The sequence below is a fragment of the Sagittula sp. P11 genome (genome assembly GCF_002814095.1).
Classification (GTDB): Bacteria; Pseudomonadota; Alphaproteobacteria; order Rhodobacterales; family Rhodobacteraceae; genus Sagittula.
In genome coordinates this window covers 961,489-987,296 of the sequence record NZ_CP021913.1, presented here as the reverse complement: position 1 = coordinate 987,296, position 25,808 = coordinate 961,489, and the positions used below count along the sequence as shown (strand labels likewise).

Here is a 25,808-nt window from a genome sequence, read left to right as displayed (position 1 = left end):
GACGCGGGGCGGGGCGGCGATGTGCCAGCCCTGCGCTGCGTGGGACCGGTATGGCGGGGCCTCGCGTTGGGGGCGGCGCCCACATCTTTTCCGCCTCCTCCCGTGAAAAATCCCCTTGATTTTTCACTCGCTCCCGGCATCATGAAAAAAGACGGGAGAATTTCACGCACATGCAGATGGACGCGCCGCCGGCCACGCTCGGTTCTGACCTTCGGACGCTTCGGCGGACGCGCGGCCTGACGCTGCAACAGCTGGCGGACAAGCTGGGTCGCTCTGTCGGGTGGCTGAGCCAGGTGGAACGCGACCTGTCGGAGCCCTCGATCACCGATCTGCGGCACCTTGCGAAGGCACTCGACGTCTCCGTCTCCATGCTGGCCCGGCACGAGGCCGCCGCACCGGAGGAGGTCGGGCGGATCGTGCGTCGTGGCACCCGGCGGCCCATCGGATCGCGGGTGTCGGGGCTGGTGGAGGAACTCCTGTCCCCCGACCTCGCCGACGACTTCGAGATGGTGCACTGCCGGTTCGAGCCGCATTCACAGATCGGAGAGACGGTGACCCGCCCGACGCAGGAGGTGGCCTTCCTGCTGTCCGGGCGGCTGGAAATGACCATCGGCGCGGACCGGTTCAGCATCTTCCCGGGCGACAGCTTTCGCATCAGGGGAGAGCCGTTCCGCTGGGAAAATCCGCATGACGAGGCGGCGGTTGCGATCTGGGTGATCGCGCCGCCGGTGTACTGAGCGCGGCCACGGAGAAGAGGGAGCGAAGATCATGACCCAGGGACAATGCCTGTGCGGCGCGGTGCGCTTCCGGACAGAGGCCGAGCCGCAGGGCGCCAGCGCCTGCCATTGCGGCCAGTGCCGCCGGATGTCCGGGCATGTCTGGGCCTCGGCCTATGTGCCGAAGGACGCCCTGACGGTCGAGGGAGAGGTGCGCTGGTTCGACAGCTCCGACAAGGCGCAGCGCGGGTTCTGCCCGGATTGCGGCTCCTTCCTGTTCTGGCAGGCGCATGACGAGGACACGATCAGCTTTGCCCTCGGCGCGCTGGACGCGCCCACGGGGCTGCGGCTGACCAAGCACATCTTCACAGCCGACAAGGGCGACTACTACGACATCGCGGACGGCGTTCCCCAGAGGTGAGACATGACTGACACTCCGACACAGGATCAGGGGCGCCTGCCGTCACAGGCCCGCGTGGTCATCATTGGCGGCGGTGCCGTGGGGGTGTCCTGCGCCTACCACATCGCGCAGGCGGGTTGGGACGTGGTGCTGCTGGAGAAGAACGAGCTGACCGCCGGGTCGACCTGGCACGCGGCCGGGAACTGCCCGTCCTTTTCTACCAGCTGGGCGGTGATGAACATGCAGCGCTATTCGCTGCAGCTTTACCGGCGGCTTGCGTCCGAGGTCGACTATCCGATGAACTATCACGTCACGGGGTCGATCCGGCTGGGCCATTCCCGCGAGCGCATGATGGAATTCGAGCGGGCGCGCGGCATGGGTCAATACCAGGGCATGGCGCTGGAAATGCTGCAGGTCTCCGACCTGAAGGGCCGCTATCCCTTCCTCGAAACCCACGATCTGGCGGGCGCGCTTTACGATCCGGACGACGGCGACATCGACCCGGCGCAACTGACACAGGCGCTGGCCAAGGGCGCGCGCATGAAGGGCGCCCGGATCGAGCGGTTCTGCGGCGCGACCGGCGTGCGGCGCGAGGGTGCGGACTGGATCGTCGAGACCGAGAAGGGCGAGATCCGCTGCGAGAAGGTGGTGAACGCGGCGGGCTACTACGCGCAGCGGGTCGGCGAGTGGTTCGTGCCCCATGGCGGGCGCACCGTGCCGATGGCGGTGATGAGCCACCAGTACTTCCTGACCGAACCGATCCCGGAGCTAGAGGCCTGGTCGAAGGAGAACGGCAAGCTGCCGCTCCTGCGGGACGTGGATTCTTCCTACTACCTGCGGCAGGAGAAATACGGCCTCAACCTTGGCCCCTACGAGCGGAACTGCAAGGCGCATTGGGCGACGCCGGACGATCCCATGCCGGAGGATTTCTCCTTCCAGCTCTATCCCGACGATCTCGACCGGCTGGAATGGTATATCGAGGACGCCATGGCGCGGGTGCCGATCCTCGGGCAGGCGGGCGTGGGCAGGGTGATCAACGGCCCGATTCCCTATGCGCCGGACGGCCTGCCGCTGCTCGGCCCGATGCCGGGGGTGCCGAATGCCTACGAAGCCTGCGTCTTCACCTTCGGCATCACGCAGGCGGGCGGCGCGGGCAAGGTGCTGGCGGAGTGGGTGACTGAGGGCCGGACGGAATGGGACATGTGGTCCTGCGATCCGCGCCGCTACACCGGCTACACCGACCCGGACTATTGCCTCGCCAAGGCTATCGAGACCTACAGCCACGAATACGCAATGCACTTTCCCCGGCACCGCTGGCCCGCGGCGCCCGACCGGCGGCTCTCTCCGCTGTACGAGCGCCTGTCGGCGGCGGGTGCGCAGTTTGCGCCCTACAACGGCTGGGAACGGGCGACATGGTTCGCGCATACCGGCGACGACACCTCCGAGACTGCCACCGAGACCTGGGAACGGGACGGCCCGTGGCAGACCCGCGTGCGCGAGGAATGCGAGGCGGTGCGCGACGGCTGTGGCGTGCTGGAGATCTGCGGCTTCACCCGGCTGATCGTCAGCGGGCCGGGCGCGCGGGACTGGGTCGACAGCCTGACCGCTTCCCGCCTCCCGGCAGAGAACCGCGTGGGCCTGCTGTATTTCACCGACGACCGAGGGCGCATCCTGACGGAGATGACGGCGCTCAACCACGGACCGGAGCAGGTCGGCCTGATCACCGCTGCCGTGGCGCAATGGCACGACCGCGACCTCCTGTCGAACGGCGCGCCGGAGGGCGTGACGGTCGAGGACTTCTCGGACAAGGTGGACTGCCTTCTGGTCACCGGCCCGAAGGCGCGCGAGGTGCTGGACCAGATCTCCGACGCCGACCTGTCGCTGCCGTGGCTGTCGGTCCAGTACGACGCCACGGTCGCGGGCAAGGCCTGCGCGCTCATTCGGGTGTCCTACGCCGGCGAACTGGGGTGGGAGATTCACTGCGACCCGGACGACGCCCCGGCGATCTGGGGGGCGCTGACGGTCGCGGGGGCCAAACCCTTCGGCATGTTCGCGCTCGACAGCCTGCGGATCGAAAAGGGCTACCGGACGTGGAAGGGCGACCTCTCGTCGGACTACACGCTGCTGGAGGCCGGGCTGGACCGTTTCGTGGACCTGTCGAAACCGAATTTCCGCGGCAAGGCGGCGCTGACCGCGCAGGCGGAGACCGGCGTGACGAAACGCTTCGCCCCGCTGATTGTGGAGACGCAGGGCTGCGACGCCCCCGCCATGGCAACCGTCTGGCACAACGGCCAGGTGGTGGGGGAGGTCACCTCCTCCGCCTGGGGTTACGGGGTCGGCGCCTCCGTGGCGCTGGCGATGCTGCGCACCGACCTGACCATCCCGGGCACGGAGGTCGAGGTCGACATCTTCGGCACGCTCTGCAAGGCCACGGTGCGGAGCGATTCACCGCTCTGGGACCCGAAGAACGAAAGGATCAGGGCATGAAGGTCACGCTTCTCGATGGCGGCATGGGGCAGGAACTTGTTCACCGGGCGGGCGACCGCCCCACGCCGCTGTGGTCCACGCAGGTGATGATCGACCGGCCCGGCCTCGTGCAGGAGATCCACGCCGACTACTTCGCGTCAGGCGCCACCGTCGCGACCGCCAACACCTATGCAATCCTGCGCGACCGTCTGGCCCCCGCCGGGATCGAGGACCGCTACGAAGAACTGGTCGAGGCTGCCATGGCAGAGGCGACCAAGGCCCGCGATGCATTCGGCAGCGGGAAGGTCGCCGGCAGCACCGCACCTCTGGGCGCCAGCTACCGCACCGACAAGCATCCCGACCTCGACGCCGCGATCCCGCTTTACGCCGAGAAGGCGCGCCTCATGGCCCCTCACGCCGACCTGATCGTGATCGAGACCGCCGCCTCGCTTTTGACCTGCCGCGCGGCGCTCGCAGGCGCGCTGGAGGCGGGCAAGCCGGTCTGGCTGTCGATCAGCGTCGACGACGAGGACGGCACGCGGCTGCGCTCCGGCGAAAAGGTCGCGGACGTCCTTCCCATCGCGCGCGACGGCGCCGCAGCCCTCCTCGTCAATTGCTCCGCGCCGGAGGCGATGCCCGCCGCGCTCGACATCCTCGCGCGCGGCGACCTGCCCACAGGCGCCTATGCCAACGGCTTCACCCGGATCACCAAGGATTTCCTGAAGGACCGGCCCACTGTCGACAGCCTCGTCGCGCGTCGCGACATGGGACCGGAGATCTACGCCACCCACGCCATGTCCTGGCTGGACCGCGGCGCCACGATCCTCGGCGGCTGCTGCGAGACCGGCCCCGCCCATACCGCCGAAATCGCCCGACGCCTGCGCGCTGCCGGGCATGAGATCGCCTGATGTCTTCTCTGCTTTGCAAATACTCACATTCGCGCCCGAAGGGCGCGCGGATCGGCGCGCCGAAGGCGGGCCGAAACCAAAGGATTCGGACATGACTCTCCCCACCCAAGCCCGCGTCGTCATCATCGGCGGCGGGGTCATCGGCTGTTCCGTCGCCTACCACCTCGCGAAACTCGGCTGGACCGACATCGTCATTCTGGAGCGCAAGCAGCTCACCTCCGGCACGACATGGCACGCGGCAGGCCTGATCGCGCAGCTCCGCGCCACGGCCAACATGACGCGACTCGCGAAGTACAGCCAGGAACTATACGGCACGCTTGAGGAGGAGACCGGCACCGCCACCGGCTTCCGCCGCACAGGCTCGATCACCGTGGCGCTGACCGGCGAACGGCACGAGGAACTCCGGCGGCAGGCCGCGATGGCCCGGGCCTTCGGGGTCGAGATCGGCGAGATCGACGTGGCAGAGATCGCGGCGAAGTACCCGCATCTCAACACCGACGGCGTGGTGGGCGGCGTCTACCTGCCGAAGGACGGGCAGGGCGACCCGGCCAACATCGCGCTCGCCATGGCAAAGGGGGCCCGGATGCGCGGAGCGGTAATCGCCGAGCGCACGAAGGCGCTGTGCGTCACCCGGCAGGGCGGGCGTGTGAGCGCCGTCGACTGGCAGGCGGAGGACGGCACCTCCGGGACCATCGCCTGCGAGCATGTCGTCAACTGCGCCGGCATGTGGGGGCGCGAGGTCGGGCGGATGCTGGGCACCGACGTGCCGCTCCAGGCCTGCGAGCATTTCTACATCGTCTCCGAACCCATCGCGGGGCTTGGCGCGTTGCCGGTCCTGCGGGTGCCGGACGAATGCGCCTACTACAAGGAGGACGCGGGCAAGCTCATGCTCGGCGCCTTCGAACCGAAGGCCAAGCCCTGGGCCGTCAAGGGCCTGCCTGCCGATTTCGAGTTCGACCAGCTGCCCGAGGATTTCGATCACTTCGAGCCGATTCTCGAACAGGCGGTCCACCGGATGCCGGTGCTGGGGCAGGCGGGCATCCATACCTTCTTCAACGGGCCGGAAAGCTTCACGCCGGACAACGCCTACTACATGGGCCTCTGCCCGGGGACGGAGAATGTCTGGGTCGCGGCGGGCTTCAACTCCATCGGCATCCAGTCGGCGGGGGGCGCGGGGATGGCGCTCGCGCAATGGATGGTGGATGGCGCGAAGCCCTTCGATCTGGGCGACGTGGACATCGCCCGCGCGCAGGGTTTCCAGGCCAATCCAGCCTACCTCGCCGCGCGGGTGTCGGAGACGCTGGGCCTGCTCTACGCCGATCACTTTCCCTACCGCCAGAAGGCCACCGCGCGCGGCATCCGCCGTTCGCCGCTGCACGACCGGCTGGAAGCCCGCGGCGCGGTCTTCGGAGAACTGTCCGGCTGGGAGCGCGCCAACTGGTACGCAGAGTCCGGACAGGCGCGGGAGTATGCCTATTCCTGGGGTCGGCAGAACTGGTTCGAGAACCAGCGCGCCGAACATATGGCGCTGCGCGAGGGCGTCGGCCTCTACGACATGTCCTCCTTCGGCAAGCTGCGGGTGGAGGGGCGCGACGCGGCGGCTTTCCTGAACCACGTCTGTGGCGCGGATGTCGACGTGCCCGCAGGCAGGATCGTCTACACGCAGTTCCTGAATGCCCGCGGCGGGATCGAGGCGGATGTGACCGTGACCCGCCTGTCGGAAACCGCCTTCCTCGTGGTCACGCCCGCGGCCACGCGGCGCGCGGACGAAACCTGGCTGCGTCGCCACCTCGGCGACCGCAACGCCGTGATCACCGACGTCACGGCCGGAGAGGCAGTCATGGCGGTCATGGGACCGCGCGCCCGTACCGTGCTCGAAGGCTGTTCGGACGGCGACTTCTCCAACGCGACGAACCCTTTCGGCACGGCGCAGCAGGTGCACATCGGCATGGGGGAGGCGCGCGTGCACCGGGTGTCCTACGTGGGCGAACTGGGTTGGGAGGTCTATGCCTCCGCCGACATGGCCGTGCATGTCTTCGACGCGCTGATGGCGGCAGGGGAGCCGGAGGGTCTGCGCCTCTGCGGTCTGCACGCGATGGATTCCTGCCGGGCAGAGAAGGCGTTCCGCCACTTTGGCCACGACATCACCTGCGAGGACCATGTGCTGGAGGCGGGGCTGGGCTTTGCCGTGAAGACCGATAAGCCGGACTTCATCGGACGTGACGCGGTCTTGGCCAAACGCGAGGCCGGGCTGGACCGGCGCCTTTTGCAGTTCCTGCTGACCGATCCCGAGCCGCTCCTGTATCACAACGAACCGATCCTGAGGGACGGCGAAATCGTCGGACACCTGTCCTCCGGTGCCTATGGCCATGCGTTGGGCGGTGCGGTCGGGCTCGGCTACGTGCCCTGCGCGGGCGAAAGCGCCGATGCGCTGCTGTCCTCCGCCTACGAGATTGACGTTGCTGGGGTGCGCGTGCCGGCAAAGGCCTCGTTGAAACCGATGTACGATCCGAAGGGCGCACGCACCCGGGCCTGATACAAACGCCTTCCCGCACGCCCATGCAAGGCGTTGGCGGGGTTATCATGCAAAGGGCCTTGTCGGCCTCGGCAGCCTTTGGTTGTGTGCGGGTACAGGGGCCCGGCTACGGTTTTGGACCTGAGGCCGCAGTAGGTATTTTTGCCAAGATGAAGGGGCGGCTACGCGCCTGTCATTCCGGCGGGCTCTGTGAAGGCAGGGGGTGGGCCCCTTGCCGGGGCGGGGGCATTCTGGCAGAGGCTGGGGCATGAGCGATTATTCTCCGCCTTCCGGCGACATCGTGGTGCTGCATGAAGACAGCGATCTGCTGGTGGTGGACAAGCCCGCGGGCCTGCTGTCGGTGCCCGGAAAGGGCGAGGACCTGGCAGATTGCCTTCTGAGCCGGCTCGAGGCGGCCTTTCCCACGGTGCGTCTGGTCCACCGGCTGGATCGCGACACCTCCGGCGTGATGGTCTTTGGCCTGACCGCCCATGCGCAGCGGCACCTTGGCGCGCAGTTCGAGGCCCGGAAGACGAAGAAGACCTACGTGGCGCGTGTCGCCGGGCGGCTTGAACCGAAGAGCGGTGAGGTCGACCTGCCGCTGATCGTCGACTGGCCGAACCGCCCGCGCCAGATGGTCTGCCACGAGACGGGAAAGCCCGCGTTGACCGGCTGGAAGGTGATGAAGGCGTCGGACACGGAAAGCCGGGTGCGCCTGTTCCCGCATACCGGGCGCAGTCACCAGCTTCGGGTGCACATGCTGGCGCTCGGGCACCCGATCCTTGGCGACGAGCTTTATGCGCCGGAGACGGCGGCACAGTATCCGCGCATGATGCTGCATGCGGAGGAGCTGCGGCTGAGCCATCCCGAGAGCGGCAAGGGCATGACCTTCCGCCAGCCCGCGCCGTTCTAGGCAGAGGGTAGCGGACGTGCAAAGGGGCCCGGTGGGGCCCCTTTGGTGGTTCAGTCCAGGAAGCGCAGGTTACTCGGCAGCCCAGCCGGAAACGGCCTTGACCTCGACGAAGTCGTGGATGCCCCAGCTGCCGCCCTCGCGGCCGTTGCCCGATGCCTTCATGCCGCCGAAGGGCGCGCCCGGGCCGCGCGACTTGCCGTTCATTTCCACCATGCCGGAGCGCAGTTGCCGCGACAGGCGGTGGCGGCGCTCCGCGTCCTCGGACTGTACGTAGTTGGTCAGGCCGTAGGGGGTGTCGTTGGCGATGCGGACGGCCTCTTCCTCGGTGTCGAATTTCATGATCGAGAGCACTGGGCCGAAGATTTCCTCGCGCGCGATGGTCATGTCGTTGGTCACGTCGGCAAAGACAGTCGGGCGCACGTAGAAGCCCTTGTTCAGGCCGTCCGGACGCCCGGTGCCGCCGGTCACGAGCCGCGCACCTTCGTCGATGCCCTTCTGGATCAGGTCCTGGATCTTCTCCCACTGGGTCTTGTTGACCACGGGACCGATGTGGCGGCCTTCCTGGGAGGCGGGGCCGACCGTCACATTGGCGGCGGTGGCGGCGGCTTCCTCGACAGCGGCGTCGTAGCGCGAGGATTCCACCAGCATCCGCGAGGGCGCGTTGCAGGATTGGCCGGAGTTGTTCATCATGTGCAGCACGCCGCGCTTGACGGCCTTTTCATCTGCGTCGGCGAAGACGAGGTTGGCGCCCTTGCCCCCCAGTTCGAGGTGCACGCGCTTCAGCGAATCGGCTGCAGCCTTGGAGATCAGGATGCCCGCGCGGGTCGAGCCGGTGAAGCTGACCATGTCGACATCGGCATGCGACGAGAGTTGCGAGCCCACGCCCGCGCCATCGCCGTTCACCAGGTTGAAGACGCCCTTGGGCAGGTCCGCGGCGTCCATGATCTCGGCGAAGACCATGGCGTCGATCGGGCTTTCCTCCGACGGCTTCAGGACCATGGTGTTGCCCGCCACCAGCGCCGCGCCGACCTTGAGCGTGACTTGGTTCATCGGCCAGTTCCACGGCGTGATCAGCGCGCAGACGCCCACCGCCTCGTGCAGGATGCGGGTGTCGGGATGATCCGGGCTCAGCGGCTTTTCCCATTCGAACGCCTTGGCGGCGTTGATGAAGTTCTTCAGGTGGTTGATGCCGGCGCCGACCTGCGACGACCGGGCGAGGTCGAGCGGGGCGCCCATCTCCATCGACATGGCCTGCGCCAGGTCCTCGGCGCGTTCCTTGTAGGCGGCATAGACCCGCTCAAGCGCAGCGATGCGCTCTTCGGGCGGTGTGGCCATCCAGCCCGGCAACGCGGCCTTCGCGGCGGCGACGGCGGCATCGGTGTCGGCCTGACCGCCCAGCGAGATCACCGCGCAGGGCTCTTCGGTCGAGGGGTCGATCACCTCGTGGTCGCGACCGTCCAGCGGGTCGACCCAGGCACCGTTGATATAGAATTGACGACGTTCGATCATTTGCCTGACCCTCCCAAGTCCGATGCTTTCCCGACCGCACGGTCGGATAACGGCGACACTCTGTCACCGAGGGAAGGTGGGCGCAAGGGAGGGGTTTACAAGGGCAGTCTGGAACGTATCTAAGTTGCGCAACCCTGAACCCGAGACAGTCGGAAAGAAAGGACCCCTGCCATGGCACTTCGCATCAACGACGAGATTCCGAACCTCCACGTCGTCACCGATATGGGTGAATACGACCTGCATGACTGGATCGGCGACAGCTGGGCGATCCTGTTCTCGCACCCCAAGGATTTCACCCCGGTCTGCACCACCGAGTTCGGTGCCGTTGCGCAACTGGCGGACGAATGGGCCAAGCGCGGCACCAAGGTGATGGGCATTTCCGTCGACGGCGTCGAGGAGCACAAGAAGTGGAAAGGCGACATCGAGAAGACCGCGGGCGCGACCGCCGGTTTCCCGATCATCGCCGATGACGGCCTGGAAGTGGCCAAGGCGCTCGACATGCTGCCCGCCGACGCCTACCTTCCGGACGGCCGTACCCCGGCGGACAGCGCCACCGTGCGCTCGGTCTTCATCATAGCGCCGAACAAGAAGGTGCAGCTGATGATGACCTACCCGATGTCGGTCGGCCGCAACTTCGCCGAGGTGCTGCGCGCCCTCGACGGTCTGCAGCGCACCTACAACCAGCCGCTGGCAACCCCCGCCAACTGGGAAACCGGCCAGGACGTGATCGTGGCCCTGTCGCTGGACAACGAGGCGGCGGCGGCGAAGTACGGCGAACTGGACATCAAGCTGCCGTACTTGCGCTACGCCAAGAACCCGTCCTGATATGGGATCAAGCCGGCCCGCGGCAAGATCGTGGGCCAGACGTCTTTGCGCCCCCGCATGCACGTGCGGGGGCGTTTTAGTTTGTCGCTGTCGCGAACTTGCGAACGCCTGAGCGGGAGTCGCACCGGTGGACTCCTGCGGGCTGGGCAGAGGTTGCAATCACACAAGCGGGTAGGCGGCGGATCGGTCTGCACGGTTAAGGGCAATCGTCCTCGGTGGCAGGCAGCGGTGCGGGCATCCATGCTGGCCTCGCCTTGAAGTTTCCCGAAAAACCGTTCCCTATGAAGGGGAAAGGGGAAAGACATGCGTGATCCGTTCCAGCTTGGCAGCGAAATCGTGCGTCCGGGAGAGCGCCGGACCGTGGACCTTCCGGTCTCTGTCCTGTCGGATCATACGCCGGTCACGCTGTCGGCCCATGTCATCCATGGCCGCAAGCCCGGGCCGGTGATCTTTGTCTCGGCGGCGGTGCATGGCGACGAGGTGATCGGGGTAGAGATCGTGCGCCGCCTGTTGCGTGCGGGGCCGGTGGCGCGCCTGTCGGGCACGCTGATCGCCGTGCCGATCGTCAACTCCTTCGGTTTCCTCAACCAGTCGCGTTACCTGCCGGACCGGCGCGACCTGAACCGGGTCTTTCCGGGCCACAGCGAAGGGTCGCTCGCGGCGCGGTTGGCGGAACTGTTCATGACCCAGATCGTGCGGCGCTGCGACGTGGGCATCGACCTGCATTCCGCTGCCGTGGGGCGCGAGAACTTTCCCCAGATCCGCCTGACGCCGGGCAGCGCGCGGCTGCGGCAACTGGGCGATGCCTTTGCCGCGCCGGTGACGATGATCTCCAAGGTGCGCGACGGCTCGCTGCGGCTGGAGGCGGGCGCGGCGGGCGTCGACGTGCTGCTCTACGAGGCGGGCGAGGGGCTGCGGTTCGACGAATTCGCCGCCCGGGCGGGTGTCGCGGGCATCCTGCGGGTGATGGAGACGCTCGGGATGATCTCGGGCCGTGGCGTGCCGAAGGCGCGGGGCCTGTCGGTTTTCTGCGAGCGGTCTTCCTGGGTCAGGGCGCCGTCGGGCGGTCTGTTGCGGACCCTGAAGGGCAGCGGCGAATACGTCGAAAAGGGCGCTGTGCTGGGGATCGTCACCGACCCCTTCGGCGAACGCGAGGCCGAGGTCCGGGCCGATACCCCGGGCATCGTCATCGGGCGCACCAACCTGCCCGTGGTCAACGAGGGCGACGCCCTGTTCCACATCGCCCAGCCCGCGCTTCGCAAACACGCAGAGGCCGCGGCGGATGGCGGTTTCGACTCCCACCTCGAGGCGCCGGCGCTGTTCGACGAGGACGAAATCATCTGAACGTCGGGCCTGCGGGAGGTTGCGCCCCGCGCGGCGGCTTGCGATACCGCCGGGGCAGCAGACGAGGACCGCCCGATGAGCTTTACCCTTGCAACGTGGAACATCAATTCCGTGCGCCTCCGGAAGGCGCTGGTGTCGAAACTGATGCAGGAGGAGGCGCCGGACGTCCTCTGCCTGCAGGAATGCAAGGCGCCGGTGGAGAAGATCCCGCACGATGTCTTTGCCGAACTGGGCTATCGGTACATGGTCGGGCGCGGGCAGAAGGGCTACAACGGCGTCGCCATCCTGTCGCGGCTGCCGCTGGAGGATGTGGGCGACAAGGACTTCGCCACCCTCGGCCATGCACGACACGTGGCGGCGCGGCTGGAGAACGGCGTGACGATCCACAACTTCTATGTCCCCGCGGGCGGAGACGAACCGGACCGCGAAAAGAACATCAAGTTCGGGCAGAAGCTGGATTACCTGACCGAGATGCGCGACTGGTTCCATGCCGAACGGCCCGAGAAGGCGATCCTCGTGGGCGACCTGAACATCGCCCCGCGCGAGGACGACGTCTGGGACCACAAGAAGCTGCTGAAGATCGTCTCGCACACGCCGGTCGAGGTGGAGCACCTCGGCGCCGCTCAGGATGCCGGCGGCTGGGTGGACATTACCCGCAAGGACATCCCGGACGGGCGGCTCTATTCCTGGTGGTCCTATCGGGCGAAGGACTGGGACGCGGCGGACAAGGGTCGTCGGCTGGACCACATCTGGGCGACGCCCGACATCGCAAACGCCGGTCATTCGAGCCGGATCCTGCGCGCGGCCCGCGGCTGGGAACAGCCGTCCGACCACGCCCCGGTCTTCGCGACCTTCGAACTGTGAGGGGACGTGGGGTGTAACCCCACCCTACAACGCAGCGGCCTGCCTCACGTGCGGCGGCAATGACCGTTTGTCCGGCCGGGCTTAGCGGATAAGCGAAGCTGGCCGTGACGATCCGCCCGGCCCACCGTTTCAGTGATCGCGTAATGCGGTTCCGTCCGCAGGCGCGGTCCATTGCTTTGGCAGGCTGCGCGAGACGACCTCCTCATCCTCAATCGCCATGCGTGGGGCGAGGGTCGCGAAGAGGATCAGGGACACCACCAGCGAGACGAAAGCCGTGAGGCGGCCGGTGAAGGGCCTGAACGGGGCGACCAAGGCGATGGCCGAGAAGGCGATCGCGAGGCCGATGAGCATGACGGGAATGTCCGATGGCACGGGACGCCCTCCTCTTGACAATGCCGCATGCGGTCATGGATATGCTGGTGTGGTTAACAAACGGATAAGGGTCTCCGGGGCACCTGCGGCGTGCCGCGCTCTTGCAACCTGTGGCCGCGTGATCCATCTAGCTGTCTGACGCATTCGAACCCGGAGGGGAGAGACGATGGAGCTGAATCTGCAGCCGCAGGGCCAGACGGCAGGCGATCTGGTCAAGGACATCACCGAGGCGGAGTTCATGGCAGAGGTGGTCGATGCCTCAATGACGACGCCGATCATCGTCGATTTCTGGGCGCCGTGGTGCGGCCCGTGCAAACAGCTCGGGCCCGCGCTCGAGAAGGTCGTGACCGCTGCCAAGGGCGCGGTGAAGATGGTCAAGGTCAACGTCGACCAGGCGCAGATGATCGCCGGTCAGCTGCGCATCCAGTCGATCCCCACGGTTTATGCCTTCTGGCAGGGACAGCCGGTCGACGGCTTCCAGGGCGCATTGCCGGAGTCCGAACTGAAGGCTTTCGTCGAACGTGTGGTGCAGGCGGCGGGCGGCGATGCCTCCGGCGGGCTGGACGACGCGCTGGCCGCCGCCGAGGAGATGCTGGAGCAGGGCGCCCCGGCGGACGCGGTGGAAGTCTTTGCCGCCGTTCTGGAAGAGGACCCGATGAACGCCAAGGCCTATGGCGGCATGGTGCGCGCGCATCTGGCGGCGGGCGATCTCGACACGGCAGAGGCGGTCCTGAACGGCGCACCGGTAGAGATCTCCAAGGCTCCCGAGCTTGAGGCCGCCCATGCGCAGATCGAGCTGGCGAAGCAGGCCGCGCAGGCCGGGCCGGTGGCCGAGCTGACCGCGCAGGTGGAGGCTGAGCCCGATAACCTGCAGGCGCGCTTCGACCTCGCCAAGGCGAAATACGCGCATGGCGATTCCGAAGGCGCCGTGGCCGAACTGCTGGAAGTTTTCCGGCGCGACCGAGAGTGGAACGACGGCGCGGCCAAGGCGCAGCTCTTCACCATCTTCGAGGCGCTGAAGCCCAACGATCCCGTGGTGCTAAACGGCCGCCGCAAATTGAGCTCGATGATATTTGCCTGACCGGTCGTGCGGTCTAGGTAGCCGGGTATGACACGCATAGGCGATCTCCCGGACATCATTGCAGTCTTTCCCCTTCCCGGGGCACTTCTGCTGCCCCGTGCGCGGCTGCCGCTGCACATCTTCGAGCCGCGCTATCTGCACATGCTCGACGACAGCCTGAAGACGGACACGCGCCTGATCGGCATGGTGCAGCCGATGGCTGCGCCGGGGCGTGAGGAGGGGCTGCACAGGATCGGTTGCGCGGGCCGCGTGACCCAGTTCTCGGAGACGGAGGACGGGCGATACATGATCACCCTGTCCGGGATCTCCCGGTTCCGGGTGCAGGAGGAGCTGGAAGGCTTTCACCCCTACCGGCGCTGCCGTGTCAGCTGGGATGGCTTCGACCGCGACAAGGCGGGACCGGAGGCGGACCGCAGCTTTGACCGGGCGTCGTTCCTTGACCTGTTGGACCGGTATTTCACGGCTCGGGATCTGTCGGTGGACTGGCAGACCCTGCAGGAGGCCGAGGACGAGCTTCTGGTCAACTCGCTGTCGATGCTTCTGGACTTCGGCCCGGAGGACAAGCAGGCGCTTCTTGAGGCGCCGTCGCTGTCGACCCGGCGCGAGACGCTGGTGACGCTGATCGAATATGCCCTCAGGGGCGGTGAAGAGGATGTCCTGCAATGACTGCTGATGTGAATGACGGCGGGCAAGACGCGGCCGAGGCGGTGGCCTTCGACCGCAGGATGCTGGAGGCGCTGGTCTGCCCGGTGTCCCAGTCGGTGCTGAGCTACGATGCCGACCGGCAGGAACTGGTGAGCGAGCCCGCCGGTCTGGCCTATCCGATCCGCGACGGGATCCCCGTGATGCTGGTGGACGAGGCGCGCCGCCTCGATCCGTGACGGCTGCGGCCCGTGGTCAGGCGTAGCTGAGCGCCCGGGCAAACACGTCCGTATCCACGTTGCCGCCGGACACGGTGCAGATCACGCTGTCCGTTTCCAGTTCATGGCCGTGGAAGAGCGCGGCGGCCAGCGCCACGGCGCCACCGGGCTCCGCCACGACACGCAGGTGGCGGAAAGCCATGGCCATGGCGCGCAGCGCCTCTTCGTCCGAAACCACGACACCGGACCCGCACAGTCGGCTCACGATGGGGAAGGTGATCTCTCCCGGTTGCGGCGTCAGGATGGCATCGCACAGCCCGCCCGCCTCGACCGCGTTGCGCTCGCGCGTGCCCGAGCGGAGGGAACGGGCGGTGTCGTCGTAGCCCTCTGGCTCCGCTGGGTGGACGCGGAACCCGGGCGCGCGGGCTTCGAGTGCCAGCGCGATCCCCGCCGTCAGCCCGCCACCGCCGCAGCAGGTCAGCACATCCGCATCCGTAATGCCGAGGTCTGCCGCCTGTTCGGCGATCTCCAGCCCGCAGGTGCCTTGCCCGGCGATGACCTCCGGTTCGTCGTAGGGGCGGATCAGGGTGAGGCCGCGCGATGAGGCGATCTCTGCGCCGATCTCCTCGCGGGAGGCCCCGCCGGCCCGGTCGTAAAGGATGACCTCCGCCCCGTAGGAGCGCGTGCCCTCGATCTTGGCGGAGGGCGCGTCGGCGGGCATGAGGATGACTGCGGTGGTGTCGAGCAGCCGCGCGGCATAGGCCACGCCCTGTGCGTGGTTGCCGGAGGAAAAGGCAATGACGCCCCGGGCGCGCAGGTCGGGCGAGAGCGAGCTGAGCGCCGCGTAACCGCCGCGGAACTTGAAGCTGCCGGTCTTCTGCAGGCACTCGGGTTTCACGTAGACCGCCCGGCCGGCCAGCGCGTCGAGCGCCGGGGAAGACAGGAGCGGCGTGCGGCGGACAATGCCGTCAAGGCGCTTTGCGGCGGCCTCTATCATCTGGATGTTCATGGATATCTCCGGAGGGAGGCGGCGCACAGCCCCGCCCTACTTCATGTCGCGCGGGCAAGGTGCTGCGCAGGCCGACCCCTGTCAAGCGCTGCAGGCCGGCGATGCCCGCGGTCTTGCGCCGGGCCGTCCGAGAAGGCAGAAGGCCGGGCGATGATCGAGCGGACGGCGAAAATAGACGGCATTCGGAGCTGGGCGTATTACTCGCCCTGTCTGGCGTGGCGCTACGGGCTGCGGCGTGTCTGGGGCGCGGGTCCGGAGCTGCTGTACATCATGCTGAACCCGTCGACCGCGACGGAGCTGGCCAACGACCCGACCATCGAGCGCTGCCAGCGGCGGGCCGTGCAGCTCGGGTTCGGCGGGATGCGCATCGCCAACCTTTTTGCATGGCGTGCAACCCGTCCGCAGGAACTGCGCACCGTCGCCGATCCCGTCGGGCCAGAGAACGCGGCGCTGCTGGAGAACTGGTGTGCCGGGGCGGAGATGACGCTGGCCGCATGGGGTGTTCATGGTGCGCTGATGGGAGAAGGGCCGCGAGTCGCGCGCAGGCTGACCGGCGATGTCCGGCACCTCGGCCTGACCCGCGAAGGCCACCCGCGCCACCCGCTTTACGTTCCTTATGCCCGCCAACCCGTGCCGTGGCCGGTCGAGGCACGTTACCCCGTGGCAGTTTGACCCGGTCTTTCCGGAACGGGGCGACGCTTCCTTAACCTGTTTGGGGGAATTTCGTTGTTGGGACACGGGTGATCTGTGATCTTCCGCAAAGTTTGCATCGGGACAGTCTACCATGTTCTTTCTCGTCGGGTTGCTGGGCATGATGGCTGTCGGATCGATCGTGATCGCCGGCACTGCCGACGTGGAGGAAGACCTGGACGACGACGGTCTGCCACCGGATGGCATCGGTTCTGCCGATGCGGAGACCTCCGTCGACAGCCTGCTGCCCGCCCTGCAGGACGCGACCGACACGGCGCCGGTTGCAGAGTTGATCTCTTGGCCCGGACCGTCTGCCGATCCGATGGACATACCGACCGGGCAAACCGGAATAGACGCTCGGGACGTGTCCGAGCCGCTGAGCCTGTTCGATGTGATGGGCTTGTCCGGGTTGTTCGGCGAAAGCCAGGTGGACACGCCTTCAGTCTCGCCCGAACCGCAAGCCATGCCCGGCGATGGCGCGTTGGGTGCGGGCGGCGCTGGATTGACCGAGGACGGTACGGACGACGCCGATACCCTGACGGGCACGGATGCAGCCGATCTGCTGAGCGGTGGGGGTGGCAATGACCTGGTCGACGGACTGGGCGGTGCCGATGACCTGCGTGGCGGCGACGGCGCAGATACCCTCCGAGGCAAGGAGGGCAACGACACGCTCTACGGCGATGGCGGTGACGATGTGCTGCGCGGTGATGGCGGTGCGGACGTTCTGTATGGCCACGACGGCAACGACAGCCTCGCCGGAAACGGCGGCGCGGATGTGTTGCAGGGCGGGCTGGGAGACGACGTGCTGGATGGCGGCACAGGCAATGACGCCCTGCACGGTCGCGAGGGTGCGGACCTCCTGCGCGGCGGACGCGGCACCGACACGCTGTTGGGCGGTTGGGGCAATGACCTCCTTGTCGGCGTAACTCGCGACGTCGATGGCACCGACCTGGATGCAGGCGATTTCCTGAACGGCGGTGACGGTGCCGACACGATCATCGCAGGATCCGGAGACCTTGTGCACGGCGGCGAGGGGACGGACACGATGGTCCTTGGCGACTGGATCGCCGGCCCGGCGGCGGAGCTTGTCGATTACGACGCGGCCGAGGACCAGCTTGTGATCGTGTTCGACGACAGTCCGGGCAACGCGGAACCGGAACTGGAAATCCGCTTGTCCGCCGACAACCAGGCTGTCACGGAGATCGTGCTGAATGGCCATGTACTGATCACCATGCCGACGGCGGACGCCCCGACATTGGAGGGGCTGGTGCTTGTGGGTGAGAGTATGGCCGACGTCCTGATCGGCTGAGGTACGAGGTCGTGCGTTTTGGCCAGCGCCGGGGATGACTCGGCGGCTGTCGCTCGGCCGCAGTCTCAATTTCAAGGAGGCGGGGCCGCACTAACGCCTTGCCTGTGCAATCGTGCGCAGCCAGCCAAGCGCACGCAAGGCTCAAGAAGACGGGTGTGCCGTTGCTCCGCCCCGCCACGCTCGGCACGGCATCAGGGAGGCAGCCACACCCATGACCTGCCCGGCACACCGGGCACAAACGGTCTTTCCAAACCAGATGGAATCGCGTATGCGCACGTATCCGTTCGGGACACCCGGGCGGATTTCTCCACGGGCCCTGCTGGACGACATCCCGGCTTGTGCCATGACCCTTAATCCGAAAGGAGACCCCGATGTCGATCACTGCAGAAGAAAAAACACGCCTGATGACGGAATACGCGACGAAAGAGGGCGACACCGGTTCCCCGGAAGTCCAGATCGCGATCCTGACCTCTCGCATCACCACCCTGACCGAGCACTTCAAGACCCACAAGAAGGACAACCACTCCCGTCGTGGTCTGCTGAAGCTCGTCGCACAGCGCCGCAAGCTGCTGGACTACCTGAAGGCCAAGGAAGAGGCACGTTACACGGACCTCATCAAGCGCCTCGGCATCCGCCGCTAAGGCATTCGGATCATTCCGAGGGACAGGCGCCCGCTCCGACAGGAGCGGGCGTTTTTCGTTTGCCGGAGGTCACTCGACAGTGGCAAGCGCCGCGTCGCGTGCCATCGTGTTCTGCGACGCAGGCCGGGCATTGCACCGCTCGACCCAAGCGCGAATGCCCGCATCGTCCGGGACGAGGTCGGGCACCCACCGGAACAGCGAGTTCACGATCAGGTCGGCCACGGTGTAGCTGTCGCCCACCAAGTAATCCCGCGCGTTCAATGTGCCCGACAGGCGGGCAACCAGTTCGTCCCATCCGCGGAAATTGGACCGGAAACCCGGGTTGTCGATCTTGAGGAACTTCGCGACGACGACCGGCTCCACCACGCCCGCGTACCACGCCAGCCATTCGAGGCACTTGGCGCGTTCGGGCGTGCCGGCAGGCGGCAGGAGACCGGCGTCGGGGAACAACTCGCACAGGTGCTGGGCGATGGCGATGCTCTCGACGATGACGGTCCCGTCGTGATCGAGCGCTGGGACCTTCTTCTCCGGATGCGGGTTGCCGGCATCGGGGCCGCCCGATCCGTCGGCGCGGGTGATGCCGACGGTGCGCACGGTGACGGCGTCTTGGGCGCCGAGTTCCTCGATCAGGGTAACGATGCGCGAGGAGCGGGACATCGGCGAATGGTAGAGGGTAAGCATGGATCAGTCCTTTTTCTGGATGTCTCCACGCTAGCCCGGGGCCCTGTCAGTTTATGTCAGGGTGATGTTGCCTCAGACCAGATCGGGTTCCCGCCCGACACGGTTTGCCAGTTTGCCGACGGTCAGGCCCTGAACGATGATCGAGAAGACGACGATTACGTAGGTGACGGTCAGAATGAGCGACTTCCATTCGCTTTCGGGCAGGGACAGCGCGAGGGCGACGGAGATGCCGCCCTTCAGGCCGCCCCAGGTCATGATCGGCATGACGCCGGGCGCGAAGGTCTGGAAGGGTTTCAGCATCAGGATCGGCACGACCACGGCCACCGTTCGCCCCAGCAGGGCCAGCGCGATGCAGAACACGCCGGTCACCAGCGCGTCCATGTTGAGTTGGACGGCAAAGATCTCAACGCCGATCAGCATGAAGAGCACGGCGTTCAGGATCTCGTCGACGAGTACCCAGAACTTCTCGACGTATTCGCGCGTCAGGTCCGACATGCCGTGCTTGGCCCCGATGTCGCCGATCAGCAGCCCGGCGCAGACGGCGGCGATGGGGGCGGAGACATGCAGCGCGATGGCCAGTTCGTAACCGCCGAAGGCGAGCGCGAGGGTCATGAGCACCTCGAGCGAGTAGTCGTCGATGTGGCGCATCACGCGGAAGGTCAGCCAGCCCAGCACGAGGCCAAGCGCCGCGCCGCCAAGCGCCTCCTGTGCAAAGAGCCGCAGCGCGTCGAGCGCGGGGGAGGTCTCTGCGCCGCCCTGTGCGCCATGTGCCGCGGCTGCCGGAAAGGCGAGCCCGATCAGCACGAGGTAGACCACGTAGCCCACGCCGTCGTTGAACAGGCTTTCGCCCGCGACCTGCGTTTCAAGGGACTTGGGGAGTTTGGCCTCTTTCAGGACGCCCATGACCGCAACCGGATCGGTGGGCGAGATCAGCGCGCCGAAGACCAGCGCCACGAGGATCGGCGCGCCGGTCAGCCAGTGAAAGCCAAGGCCGATGACCCCGGTCGACAGGGCGACGCCTGCCGTGGCCATCAGCAGCACGGTTGCCCAGACGTCCTTCAGATCGGACAGCTTGACGTGCAGCGCGCCGGCGAAGAGCAGCAGGCCCAGCATCCCTTCGAGCAGGGCGTCGGAAAAGTCGATGTTCGTGACGATGGTTCGTATGTCGTCGGCCAGCGTGAAGCTGGGGACCAGCCTGTCCAGCAGAAGCGCGCCCATGGACGTCAGCAGCGCCACGACCAGGATGCCGATGGCGGAGGGCAGCTTCAGGATGAAGTAGTTGACCGTGCCGAAGACGGCGGCAAGGACGATCAGAAGCGATGCGATCTGGAGAATGTTCATGGTCACTGTCCGGAAAATACTGAATTTTTCCCGTCCATAGCATGCCCGCCAGCATGCGCAGGCGCAAAACCGTCAGGCCGGCGCATTTGTGGGACGGGCGTGTCCCGTGCGTCATCCGGCGCTTGGGTGGTTCATTCGGCGATGGTGAGGATTTCCGAAAGCGGCTTCTTGATCGTCGCGGCGCGGGGGATGGTCGCATCGGCGGCGGGATGGCCGCAGGCGAGGATCATGATCGGTTTCTCGCTTTCCGGTCGGCCCAGAAGTTGTGTGAGGAATTTCATCGGGTTGGGCGTATGCGGCAGGCAGGCGAGCCCGGCCTGGTGCAGCGCGGCAATCAGGAAACCGGCGGCGATGCCTGTGCTTTCCGGGACGTAGTAGTTCTTGTACCGCGTGCCGTCGTCGAACAGCCCGTAGCGTTGGGCGAAGATCACGATCAGCCACGGCGCGTCCTCGAGATGCGGTTTCGTGGGGCCGGTGCCGATGGGTTCTAGCGCAGACAGCCATTCGTCGCCTGCGGCACCCTCGTAGAAGCGGGCCTCTTCCTCCTCGGCGGCGGCCCGTATGCGGCGCTTGAGGTCCGGGTTCGCGACGGCCACGAAGTGCCAGGGCTGGTGATTGGCGCCAGAGGGGGCCGAGCCTACGGTGCGGATGCAGGTCTCGATCAGGTCCCGCGGCACCGGACGGGGGGAGAAGTCGCGCACCGTGTGCCGGGTCTGCATGGCGGCCAGGAACAGGTCCGCGGCGTGCCGCATCTGCGCGTCGGACATGGCATCGCGGGCGGGCAGGGGCAGGGCTTCGTAGGCGAGGGCAGACTTGGTGAACATGGCGGCTCCGGCGTCGGGTCGGCGCAAGGGTTGCGGGCGTGGCGGGCGGTGTCAATGGCGCTCTGCAGACAGGCGCCGCGCCCGGCAGGGACGGCTTTGCAGGCCGCTTCACAGCGGGCCGCGCGCAGGCCCCGATACTTCGCGAGCGGCCTCTATTCACAGTTGGTTTTGTGCCGCTCAAAGCGGGTTTCCACGGCCCGCCTTTTCCTGTATGGCCCCTGCATCTGAGACGTGACGCACTGACCCCGGCGCATGAAACGATGAGAGGGGTCGGCGGCAATGGGGCCGCCATTCAATCGGAGGACCCGAGAGGGCTCGGGAGTGCCTCCAGACAGGATACGATGATGTTCAAAGAAGTGAAAAAGACACTCCAGTGGGGCGAAGAGACGCTGACACTGGAAACCGGCAAGGTTGCGCGCCAGGCAGACGGCACCGTGATCGCCACCCTGGGCGAAACGTCGGTCATGGCCAACGTGACCTTTGCCAAGACGCAGAAGGAAGGGCAGGACTTCTTCCCGCTGACCGTCCACTACCAGGAAAAATACTACGCCGCCGGCAAGATCCCGGGCGGCTTCTTCAAGCGCGAGGCGCGTCCGACCGAAAAGGAAACGCTGACCGCGCGCCTGATCGACCGTCCGATCCGTCCGCTGTTCGTGCCCGGCTTCAAGAACGAAGTGCTGGTGATGTGCACCGTGCTGAGCCATGACCTCGTCAACGATCCCGACATCGTCGCGATGATCGCGGCCTCCGCGGCCCTGACGATCTCCGGCGCGCCCTTCATGGGTCCGATCGCCGGTGCCCGCGTGGGTTACGAGGACGGCTCCTACGTGCTGAACCCGACCGTCGACGACATGCACCTGCTGCGTGACAACCCGGAGCAGCGCCTCGACCTCGTGGTTGCGGGCACCAAGGACGCCGTCATGATGGTGGAGTCCGAGGCCTACGAACTGACCGAGGATGAGATGCTGGGCGCCGTGATGTTCGCGCACGAGCAGATCCAGCCGGTCATCGACCTGATCATCGACCTGGCCGAAGACGCGGCAAAAGAGCCGTTCGACTTCACCCCGCCGGATTACTCGGCTCTGTTCGACGTCGTGAAAGCGGCGGGCGAAGAGAAGATGAAGGCCGCCTATGCGATCTCCGACAAGCAGGAGCGCGTTGCCGCTGTTGCCGCCGTCAAGGAAGAGATCAAGGCCGGTCTGACCGAAGAACAACTGGCCGACTCCAACCTCGGCTCGGCGCTGAAGAAGCTGGAATCCCAGGTTCTGCGTTCCGACGTGGTCGTCAACAAGCGCCGCATCGACGGTCGTGCACTGGACCAGGTCCGCTCCATCGTGTCGGAAACCGGCATCCTGCCGCGGACCCACGGTTCGGCCCTGTTCACCCGTGGCGAAACGCAGGCGCTGGTCGTGACCACGCTGGGCACCGGCGACGACGAGCAGATGATCGACGCGCTGCAGGGTACCTACAAGTCCAACTTCCTGCTGCACTACAACTTCCCGCCGTACTCGGTCGGTGAAGTGGGCCGCGTGGGCTCCCCGGGCCGTCGCGAGATCGGCCACGGCAAGCTGGCATGGCGCGCGCTTCAGGCGGTGCTGCCGGCGGCGACCGACTTCCCCTACACCATCCGCGTGGTGTCGGAGATCACCGAGTCCAACGGGTCGTCCTCCATGGCGTCCGTCTGCGGCGGCTCCCTGTCCATGATGGACGCGGGCGTTCCGCTGAAGGCGCCGGTGGCAGGCGTGGCCATGGGCCTCGTGCTGGAAGAGGACGGCTCCTACGGCATCCTGACCGACATCCTGGGCGACGAGGACCACCTCGGCGACATGGACTTCAAGGTCGCGGGCACCGAGAACGGCATCACCTCGCTGCAGATGGACATCAAGGTCGCGGGCATCACCCCCGAGATCATGAAGACCGCGCTGGCACAGGCCAAGGAAGGCCGCCTGCACATCCTCGGCGAAATGTCGAAGGCGATCTCCGAGGCGGGTTCGTTCTCTGAGCACGCGCCGCGCATTGAGACGATGAACATCCCGACCGACAAGATCCGGGAAGTGATCGGCTCGGGCGGCAAGGTCATCCGCGAGATCGTGGAAATGTCCGGTGCCAAGGTCGACATCAACGACGACGGCGTGATCAAGATCGCCTCGCCGAACGGTGACTCGATCCAGAAGGCCTACGACATGATCTACGCGATCGTCGCAGAGCCGGAAGAGGGCCACATCTACAAGGGCAAGGTTGTGAAGATCGTCGATTTCGGCGCCTTCGTGAACTTCTTCGGCAAGCGTGACGGCCTTGTGCATGTCAGCCAGATCGAGAACCGCCGCCTGAACCATCCGTCGGACGTTCTGAAGGAAGGCCAGGAAGTCTACGTCAAGCTTCTGGGCTTCGACGACCGCGGCAAGGTGCGCCTTGCCATGAAGATGGTCGATCAGGAAACCGGTGAAGAACTGGCGAAGGAAAAGGAAGCCGAACAGGCTGACTGACCTTCAAGGCCGGGTGGCGCATAGCCCCACCCTACGATAACGCGGGCGGACCGGACATCGGGCCGCCCGTTTTTCGTTGGCGGTCAGGTCAGCGGGCGCGGCTGGCGTGACGGTGGATCAGCTTCCATCCGTTTTCCGTTTCGCGGAAGATTTCGGTCACCCGCAGGGTCATGGACATCTTTCCATCCTCGTCGGCGAGGCAGACCTCGGCGTGCTGGAAGCCGGTCCAGAACCCGATACCGCCCGCGGCGCCCTGATCCAGGATTTCGAAATGCGTGGTTCCGCCCGGAGCGAAGCGGGCCGCCGAATGTTCGTTGGTATTGTTCACCGCGACGGCCCCCGCGGTGACGCCGCCCATGGGATCGTAGAAGGTGGATTGGCCTTCCTCGACGGAGATTGCCAGCAAGGCCTCCGGGCGGCCCTGCATGTATTCCCGGGCCGCCGCCTCGCGCGCCTCCATGAAGCTGTTGAAATTCTGTGCCATGGGCGCTCCTGACTGGTGTTTCGCAAGGTCAACGCCCGAAGGCGCGCCGCCGTTGCCTGTGCCGCCCCTGTCACCTTACGGGGTTGACCCGATTTTTACAGAGTTTCGATAAAAACGATTCTGTCAGAAGGCGGATCACGGTTGCGATCCCCGACAAGGGACGATCCGAGGGCCCCGGTGCGCAAACGCCGGGGCCCACCTTTCCGTCAGCCCTGCCGCCCCCGTGACGCTTGCGATGGCGCGGCCACCCGGTGTAGGCGCAAGGGCATGCTGATCCTGCAAAACATCATCTCCGACCGTGGATCGCGTTACGCGGTCTCTGGCGGCCCCTGCGCGTCCGAGGCCGAGGCGCAGGCCTTCCTCACCAAGCTCAAGCGGAACAAGAAGTTCGCGAAGGCGACGCATAACACCTGGGGGCTGCTGACCGACGACGGGCCGGTCAAGAACGACGACGGTGAAAGCGGCGCGGGCATGGTCATCCTGCGCATGCTGGAGCGTGAGGGTGTGACCGGCGAAATCGTCGTGGTGACGCGCTGGTACGGCGGCAAGCACCTGGGCGGTGACAGGTTCCGGCACGTGCAGGAGGCGGTGCGGATCTACCTCGAAGCGCGGGCTGAGGAGGCCGGCGCCTGACCCCTTGTCCGGACAAAAAAAGACCCGGGCATTTGCCCGGGCCAAGTCCAACAGGGAGGTGCATATGATAACCCGCATATGCGACGGGAACTGTTACCTGCATATAAGGTGCAGGGCCTATATTACTTTGATCTGCGTCAACTGAGACTGCGACAAGTTCTGCACGTTATCGGAGTGTTGCGCAAATGCCATGGCCTTTCCAGGCGAGGTGATCGGTCAGGAAACGAGCCGGTAGCCACCGGACTCCGTTACCAGCAAACGCGCGTTGGACGGATCCGGTTCAATCTTCTGACGCAGACGGTAAATATGCGTCTCGAGTGTGTGCGTGGTGACACCGGCGTTGTAGCCCCAGACCTCGTGCAGAAGCGTGTCGCGCGGCACGACGCCGTCCGTCGAACGGTAGAGGAACTTCAGGATATTGGTTTCCTTCTCCGTCAGGCGGATCTTGCGGTTGTCCTCGGTCTCAAGCACCTTCATCGCTGGTTTGAAGGTGTAGGGGCCGACGGTAAAGATCGCGTCTTCCGACTGTTCGTGCTGGCGGAGTTGCGCCCGGATGCGGGCCAGCAACACGGGGAACTTGAACGGCTTGGTCACGTAATCGTTCGCGCCCGCATCGAGCCCGAGGATCGTGTCCGCGTCCGAGTCGTGCCCGGTCAGCATGATGATCGGCGACTTCACACCCTGCTTGCGCATCAGGCGGCAGAGTTCCCGGCCATCGGTGTCCGGCAGCCCCACGTCGAGGATGATCAGGTCGTAGACCTGCTCCTTCACGCGGGACATCGCGGTGGCCGCGCTGTCGGCTTCGAAGACCTCGAAGTCTTCGGTCATGATCAGTTGTTCGGCCAGGGCTTCGCGCAGGTCCTCGTCGTCGTCCACGAGAAGGATGTTCCTGAGTTGCGCCATTGTCGGGCTCCTCGATGTTGTCTTTTGAGGCAGA

25 protein-coding genes are annotated in these 25,808 nt (G+C 66.3%); 17 read left to right on the top strand and 8 right to left on the bottom strand.

The genetic code is table 11. The features are described 5' to 3' along the window. The first annotated feature begins 170 nt into the window (after nt 1-170). The 6 genes from CDO87_RS04825 to CDO87_RS04800 all read left to right on the top strand — a co-directional run bounded on the left by CDO87_RS04825 (nt 171) and on the right by CDO87_RS04800 (nt 7,918). Nucleotides 171-737, top strand: coding sequence for a helix-turn-helix domain-containing protein (locus CDO87_RS04825; protein ID WP_100927723.1), 567 nt, complete (start codon nt 171-173; stop codon nt 735-737). A 31-nt stretch (nt 738-768) separates the two neighbouring features. After that, on the top strand, nt 769-1,137 hold the full coding sequence (locus CDO87_RS04820) for a GFA family protein (RefSeq protein WP_198521820.1): 369 nt from the start codon (nt 769-771) through the stop codon (nt 1,135-1,137). A 3-nt stretch (nt 1,138-1,140) separates the two neighbouring features. Further along, entirely contained in the window at nt 1,141-3,603 is a 2,463-nt protein-coding gene (locus CDO87_RS04815) for an FAD-dependent oxidoreductase (RefSeq protein WP_100927721.1), read from the top strand. After that, on the top strand, nt 3,600-4,490 hold the full coding sequence (locus CDO87_RS04810; protein WP_100927720.1) for a homocysteine S-methyltransferase family protein: 891 nt from the start codon (nt 3,600-3,602) through the stop codon (nt 4,488-4,490). Before CDO87_RS04815 ends, CDO87_RS04810 begins: the two co-directional genes overlap by 4 nt. A gap of 91 nt (nt 4,491-4,581) precedes the next feature. Continuing rightward, nucleotides 4,582-7,026, top strand: coding sequence for an FAD-dependent oxidoreductase (locus tag CDO87_RS04805; protein WP_100927719.1), 2,445 nt, complete (start codon nt 4,582-4,584; stop codon nt 7,024-7,026). A 247-nt stretch (nt 7,027-7,273) separates the two neighbouring features. After that, nucleotides 7,274-7,918: an RluA family pseudouridine synthase gene (locus CDO87_RS04800; protein ID WP_100927718.1), complete on the top strand. Its 645-nt coding sequence runs from the start codon at nt 7,274-7,276 to the stop codon at nt 7,916-7,918. Between the two features lie 69 nt (nt 7,919-7,987). On the opposite strand, the gene CDO87_RS04795 is transcribed toward CDO87_RS04800, so the two are convergent. Continuing rightward, nucleotides 7,988-9,427 carry an aldehyde dehydrogenase family protein gene (locus tag CDO87_RS04795; RefSeq protein ID WP_100927717.1) on the bottom strand — a complete coding sequence of 480 codons (1,440 nt, stop codon included), beginning with the start codon at nt 9,425-9,427 and terminating at the stop codon, nt 7,988-7,990. Nucleotides 9,428-9,598: 171 nt separating this feature from the next. On the opposite strand from CDO87_RS04795, the gene CDO87_RS04790 reads away from it, so the two are divergent. The 3 genes from CDO87_RS04790 (at nt 9,599) to CDO87_RS04780 (ending at nt 12,460) form a co-directional block, all read left to right on the top strand. Beyond that, the gene (locus tag CDO87_RS04790) at nt 9,599-10,252 is read left to right on the top strand and encodes a peroxiredoxin (RefSeq protein ID WP_100927716.1); all 654 of its coding nucleotides are present in this window, start codon (nt 9,599-9,601) and stop codon (nt 10,250-10,252) included. A gap of 303 nt (nt 10,253-10,555) precedes the next feature. Next, entirely contained in the window at nt 10,556-11,596 is a 1,041-nt protein-coding gene (locus tag CDO87_RS04785) for a succinylglutamate desuccinylase/aspartoacylase family protein (RefSeq protein WP_100927715.1), read from the top strand. A gap of 75 nt (nt 11,597-11,671) precedes the next feature. Next, nucleotides 11,672-12,460, top strand: coding sequence for an exodeoxyribonuclease III (locus tag CDO87_RS04780; RefSeq protein WP_100927714.1), 789 nt, complete (start codon nt 11,672-11,674; stop codon nt 12,458-12,460). A 129-nt stretch (nt 12,461-12,589) separates the two neighbouring features. Here the strand turns inward: CDO87_RS04780 and CDO87_RS04775 are convergent, their stop codons facing one another. Beyond that, on the bottom strand, nt 12,590-12,832 hold the full coding sequence (locus CDO87_RS04775; protein WP_157814921.1) for a hypothetical protein: 243 nt from the start codon (nt 12,830-12,832) through the stop codon (nt 12,590-12,592). Nucleotides 12,833-12,998: 166 nt separating this feature from the next. Between CDO87_RS04775 and trxA the strand changes: the two genes are divergently transcribed. Genes trxA through CDO87_RS04760 form a run of 3 tightly spaced genes read left to right on the top strand, consistent with a single transcriptional unit; the run spans nt 12,999 to nt 14,794 of the window. Then, nucleotides 12,999-13,913, top strand: coding sequence for a thioredoxin (trxA, locus tag CDO87_RS04770; RefSeq protein WP_100927712.1), 915 nt, complete (start codon nt 12,999-13,001; stop codon nt 13,911-13,913). Nucleotides 13,914-13,940: 27 nt separating this feature from the next. Further along, complete coding sequence (locus CDO87_RS04765; protein ID WP_100927711.1) at nt 13,941-14,579, top strand: LON peptidase substrate-binding domain-containing protein; 639 nt, start codon at nt 13,941-13,943, stop codon at nt 14,577-14,579. Continuing rightward, nucleotides 14,576-14,794: a Trm112 family protein gene (locus CDO87_RS04760; protein WP_100927710.1), complete on the top strand. Its 219-nt coding sequence runs from the start codon at nt 14,576-14,578 to the stop codon at nt 14,792-14,794. Before CDO87_RS04765 ends, CDO87_RS04760 begins: the two co-directional genes overlap by 4 nt. Before the next feature lie 16 nt (nt 14,795-14,810). Here the strand turns inward: CDO87_RS04760 and CDO87_RS04755 are convergent, their stop codons facing one another. Continuing rightward, nucleotides 14,811-15,782 carry a threonine/serine dehydratase gene (locus tag CDO87_RS04755; RefSeq protein ID WP_100927709.1) on the bottom strand — a complete coding sequence of 324 codons (972 nt, stop codon included), beginning with the start codon at nt 15,780-15,782 and terminating at the stop codon, nt 14,811-14,813. A 150-nt stretch (nt 15,783-15,932) separates the two neighbouring features. Between CDO87_RS04755 and CDO87_RS04750 the strand changes: the two genes are divergently transcribed. The 3 genes from CDO87_RS04750 (at nt 15,933) to rpsO (ending at nt 18,422) form a co-directional block, all read left to right on the top strand. Beyond that, a complete protein-coding gene (locus CDO87_RS04750) occupies nt 15,933-16,454 on the top strand; it encodes a DUF1643 domain-containing protein (RefSeq protein WP_100927708.1) in 522 nt (173 codons plus the stop codon). A gap of 112 nt (nt 16,455-16,566) precedes the next feature. Next, entirely contained in the window at nt 16,567-17,781 is a 1,215-nt protein-coding gene (locus CDO87_RS27485) for a calcium-binding protein (protein WP_157814920.1), read from the top strand. A 371-nt stretch (nt 17,782-18,152) separates the two neighbouring features. Continuing rightward, nucleotides 18,153-18,422: a 30S ribosomal protein S15 gene (gene rpsO / locus CDO87_RS04740; protein ID WP_100927707.1), complete on the top strand. Its 270-nt coding sequence runs from the start codon at nt 18,153-18,155 to the stop codon at nt 18,420-18,422. Between the two features lie 69 nt (nt 18,423-18,491). Here the strand turns inward: rpsO and CDO87_RS04735 are convergent, their stop codons facing one another. The 3 genes from CDO87_RS04735 to CDO87_RS04725 form a co-directional block, all read right to left on the bottom strand. Then, complete coding sequence (locus tag CDO87_RS04735; protein WP_100927706.1) at nt 18,492-19,103, bottom strand: glutathione S-transferase family protein; 612 nt, start codon at nt 19,101-19,103, stop codon at nt 18,492-18,494. A 72-nt stretch (nt 19,104-19,175) separates the two neighbouring features. Continuing rightward, entirely contained in the window at nt 19,176-20,444 is a 1,269-nt protein-coding gene (locus tag CDO87_RS04730; protein ID WP_100927705.1) for a sodium:proton antiporter, read from the bottom strand. 131 nt (nt 20,445-20,575) lie between these two features. After that, a complete protein-coding gene (locus tag CDO87_RS04725) occupies nt 20,576-21,268 on the bottom strand; it encodes a nitroreductase family protein (protein ID WP_100927704.1) in 693 nt (230 codons plus the stop codon). Between the two features lie 344 nt (nt 21,269-21,612). Here CDO87_RS04725 and pnp point away from each other — a divergent pair, with 344 nt between their 5' ends. Then, nucleotides 21,613-23,754, top strand: a complete 2,142-nt coding sequence (gene pnp / locus CDO87_RS04720; RefSeq protein WP_100927703.1) for a polyribonucleotide nucleotidyltransferase — start codon at nt 21,613-21,615, stop codon at nt 23,752-23,754. A gap of 88 nt (nt 23,755-23,842) precedes the next feature. Here the strand turns inward: pnp and CDO87_RS04715 are convergent, their stop codons facing one another. Continuing rightward, nucleotides 23,843-24,238: a nuclear transport factor 2 family protein gene (locus tag CDO87_RS04715; RefSeq protein ID WP_100927702.1), complete on the bottom strand. Its 396-nt coding sequence runs from the start codon at nt 24,236-24,238 to the stop codon at nt 23,843-23,845. A gap of 267 nt (nt 24,239-24,505) precedes the next feature. On the opposite strand from CDO87_RS04715, the gene CDO87_RS04710 reads away from it, so the two are divergent. Beyond that, on the top strand, nt 24,506-24,871 hold the full coding sequence (locus CDO87_RS04710; protein ID WP_100927701.1) for a YigZ family protein: 366 nt from the start codon (nt 24,506-24,508) through the stop codon (nt 24,869-24,871). Nucleotides 24,872-25,087: 216 nt separating this feature from the next. Here the strand turns inward: CDO87_RS04710 and CDO87_RS04705 are convergent, their stop codons facing one another. Next, nucleotides 25,088-25,774 (bottom strand): response regulator transcription factor, encoded by a 687-nt coding sequence (locus CDO87_RS04705; protein WP_100927700.1) that lies wholly within the window; start codon nt 25,772-25,774, stop codon nt 25,088-25,090. Nucleotides 25,775-25,808 lie beyond the last annotated feature (34 nt).

Excerpts from the sequence above, each read along its gene's own strand:
- CDO87_RS04810 (WP_100927720.1), top strand. The coding sequence starts at position 3,600 with ATGAAGGTCACGCTTCTCGATGGCGGCATGGGGCAGGAACTTGTTCAC.
- CDO87_RS04795 (WP_100927717.1), bottom strand. The coding sequence starts at position 9,427 with ATGATCGAACGTCGTCAATTCTATATCAACGGTGCCTGGGTCGACCCG.
- CDO87_RS04725 (WP_100927704.1), bottom strand. The coding sequence starts at position 21,268 with ATGTTCACCAAGTCTGCCCTCGCCTACGAAGCCCTGCCCCTGCCCGCC.
- CDO87_RS04790 (WP_100927716.1), top strand. The coding sequence starts at position 9,599 with ATGGCACTTCGCATCAACGACGAGATTCCGAACCTCCACGTCGTCACC.
- CDO87_RS04820 (WP_198521820.1), top strand. The coding sequence starts at position 769 with ATGACCCAGGGACAATGCCTGTGCGGCGCGGTGCGCTTCCGGACAGAG.
- rpsO (WP_100927707.1), top strand. The coding sequence starts at position 18,153 with ATGTCGATCACTGCAGAAGAAAAAACACGCCTGATGACGGAATACGCG.
- CDO87_RS04705 (WP_100927700.1), bottom strand. The coding sequence starts at position 25,774 with ATGGCGCAACTCAGGAACATCCTTCTCGTGGACGACGACGAGGACCTG.
- CDO87_RS04780 (WP_100927714.1), top strand. The coding sequence starts at position 11,672 with ATGAGCTTTACCCTTGCAACGTGGAACATCAATTCCGTGCGCCTCCGG.
- CDO87_RS04785 (WP_100927715.1), top strand. The coding sequence starts at position 10,556 with ATGCGTGATCCGTTCCAGCTTGGCAGCGAAATCGTGCGTCCGGGAGAG.
- CDO87_RS04710 (WP_100927701.1), top strand. The coding sequence starts at position 24,506 with ATGCTGATCCTGCAAAACATCATCTCCGACCGTGGATCGCGTTACGCG.
- CDO87_RS04755 (WP_100927709.1), bottom strand. The coding sequence starts at position 15,782 with ATGAACATCCAGATGATAGAGGCCGCCGCAAAGCGCCTTGACGGCATT.
- CDO87_RS04800 (WP_100927718.1), top strand. The coding sequence starts at position 7,274 with ATGAGCGATTATTCTCCGCCTTCCGGCGACATCGTGGTGCTGCATGAA.
- CDO87_RS04805 (WP_100927719.1), top strand. The coding sequence starts at position 4,582 with ATGACTCTCCCCACCCAAGCCCGCGTCGTCATCATCGGCGGCGGGGTC.
- CDO87_RS04730 (WP_100927705.1), bottom strand. The coding sequence starts at position 20,444 with ATGAACATTCTCCAGATCGCATCGCTTCTGATCGTCCTTGCCGCCGTC.
- pnp (WP_100927703.1), top strand. The coding sequence starts at position 21,613 with ATGTTCAAAGAAGTGAAAAAGACACTCCAGTGGGGCGAAGAGACGCTG.
- trxA (WP_100927712.1), top strand. The coding sequence starts at position 12,999 with ATGGAGCTGAATCTGCAGCCGCAGGGCCAGACGGCAGGCGATCTGGTC.
- CDO87_RS04750 (WP_100927708.1), top strand. The coding sequence starts at position 15,933 with ATGATCGAGCGGACGGCGAAAATAGACGGCATTCGGAGCTGGGCGTAT.
- CDO87_RS27485 (WP_157814920.1), top strand. The coding sequence starts at position 16,567 with ATGTTCTTTCTCGTCGGGTTGCTGGGCATGATGGCTGTCGGATCGATC.
- CDO87_RS04815 (WP_100927721.1), top strand. The coding sequence starts at position 1,141 with ATGACTGACACTCCGACACAGGATCAGGGGCGCCTGCCGTCACAGGCC.
- CDO87_RS04735 (WP_100927706.1), bottom strand. The coding sequence starts at position 19,103 with ATGCTTACCCTCTACCATTCGCCGATGTCCCGCTCCTCGCGCATCGTT.
- CDO87_RS04765 (WP_100927711.1), top strand. The coding sequence starts at position 13,941 with ATGACACGCATAGGCGATCTCCCGGACATCATTGCAGTCTTTCCCCTT.
- CDO87_RS04715 (WP_100927702.1), bottom strand. The coding sequence starts at position 24,238 with ATGGCACAGAATTTCAACAGCTTCATGGAGGCGCGCGAGGCGGCGGCC.
- CDO87_RS04760 (WP_100927710.1), top strand. The coding sequence starts at position 14,576 with ATGACTGCTGATGTGAATGACGGCGGGCAAGACGCGGCCGAGGCGGTG.
- CDO87_RS04825 (WP_100927723.1), top strand. The coding sequence starts at position 171 with ATGCAGATGGACGCGCCGCCGGCCACGCTCGGTTCTGACCTTCGGACG.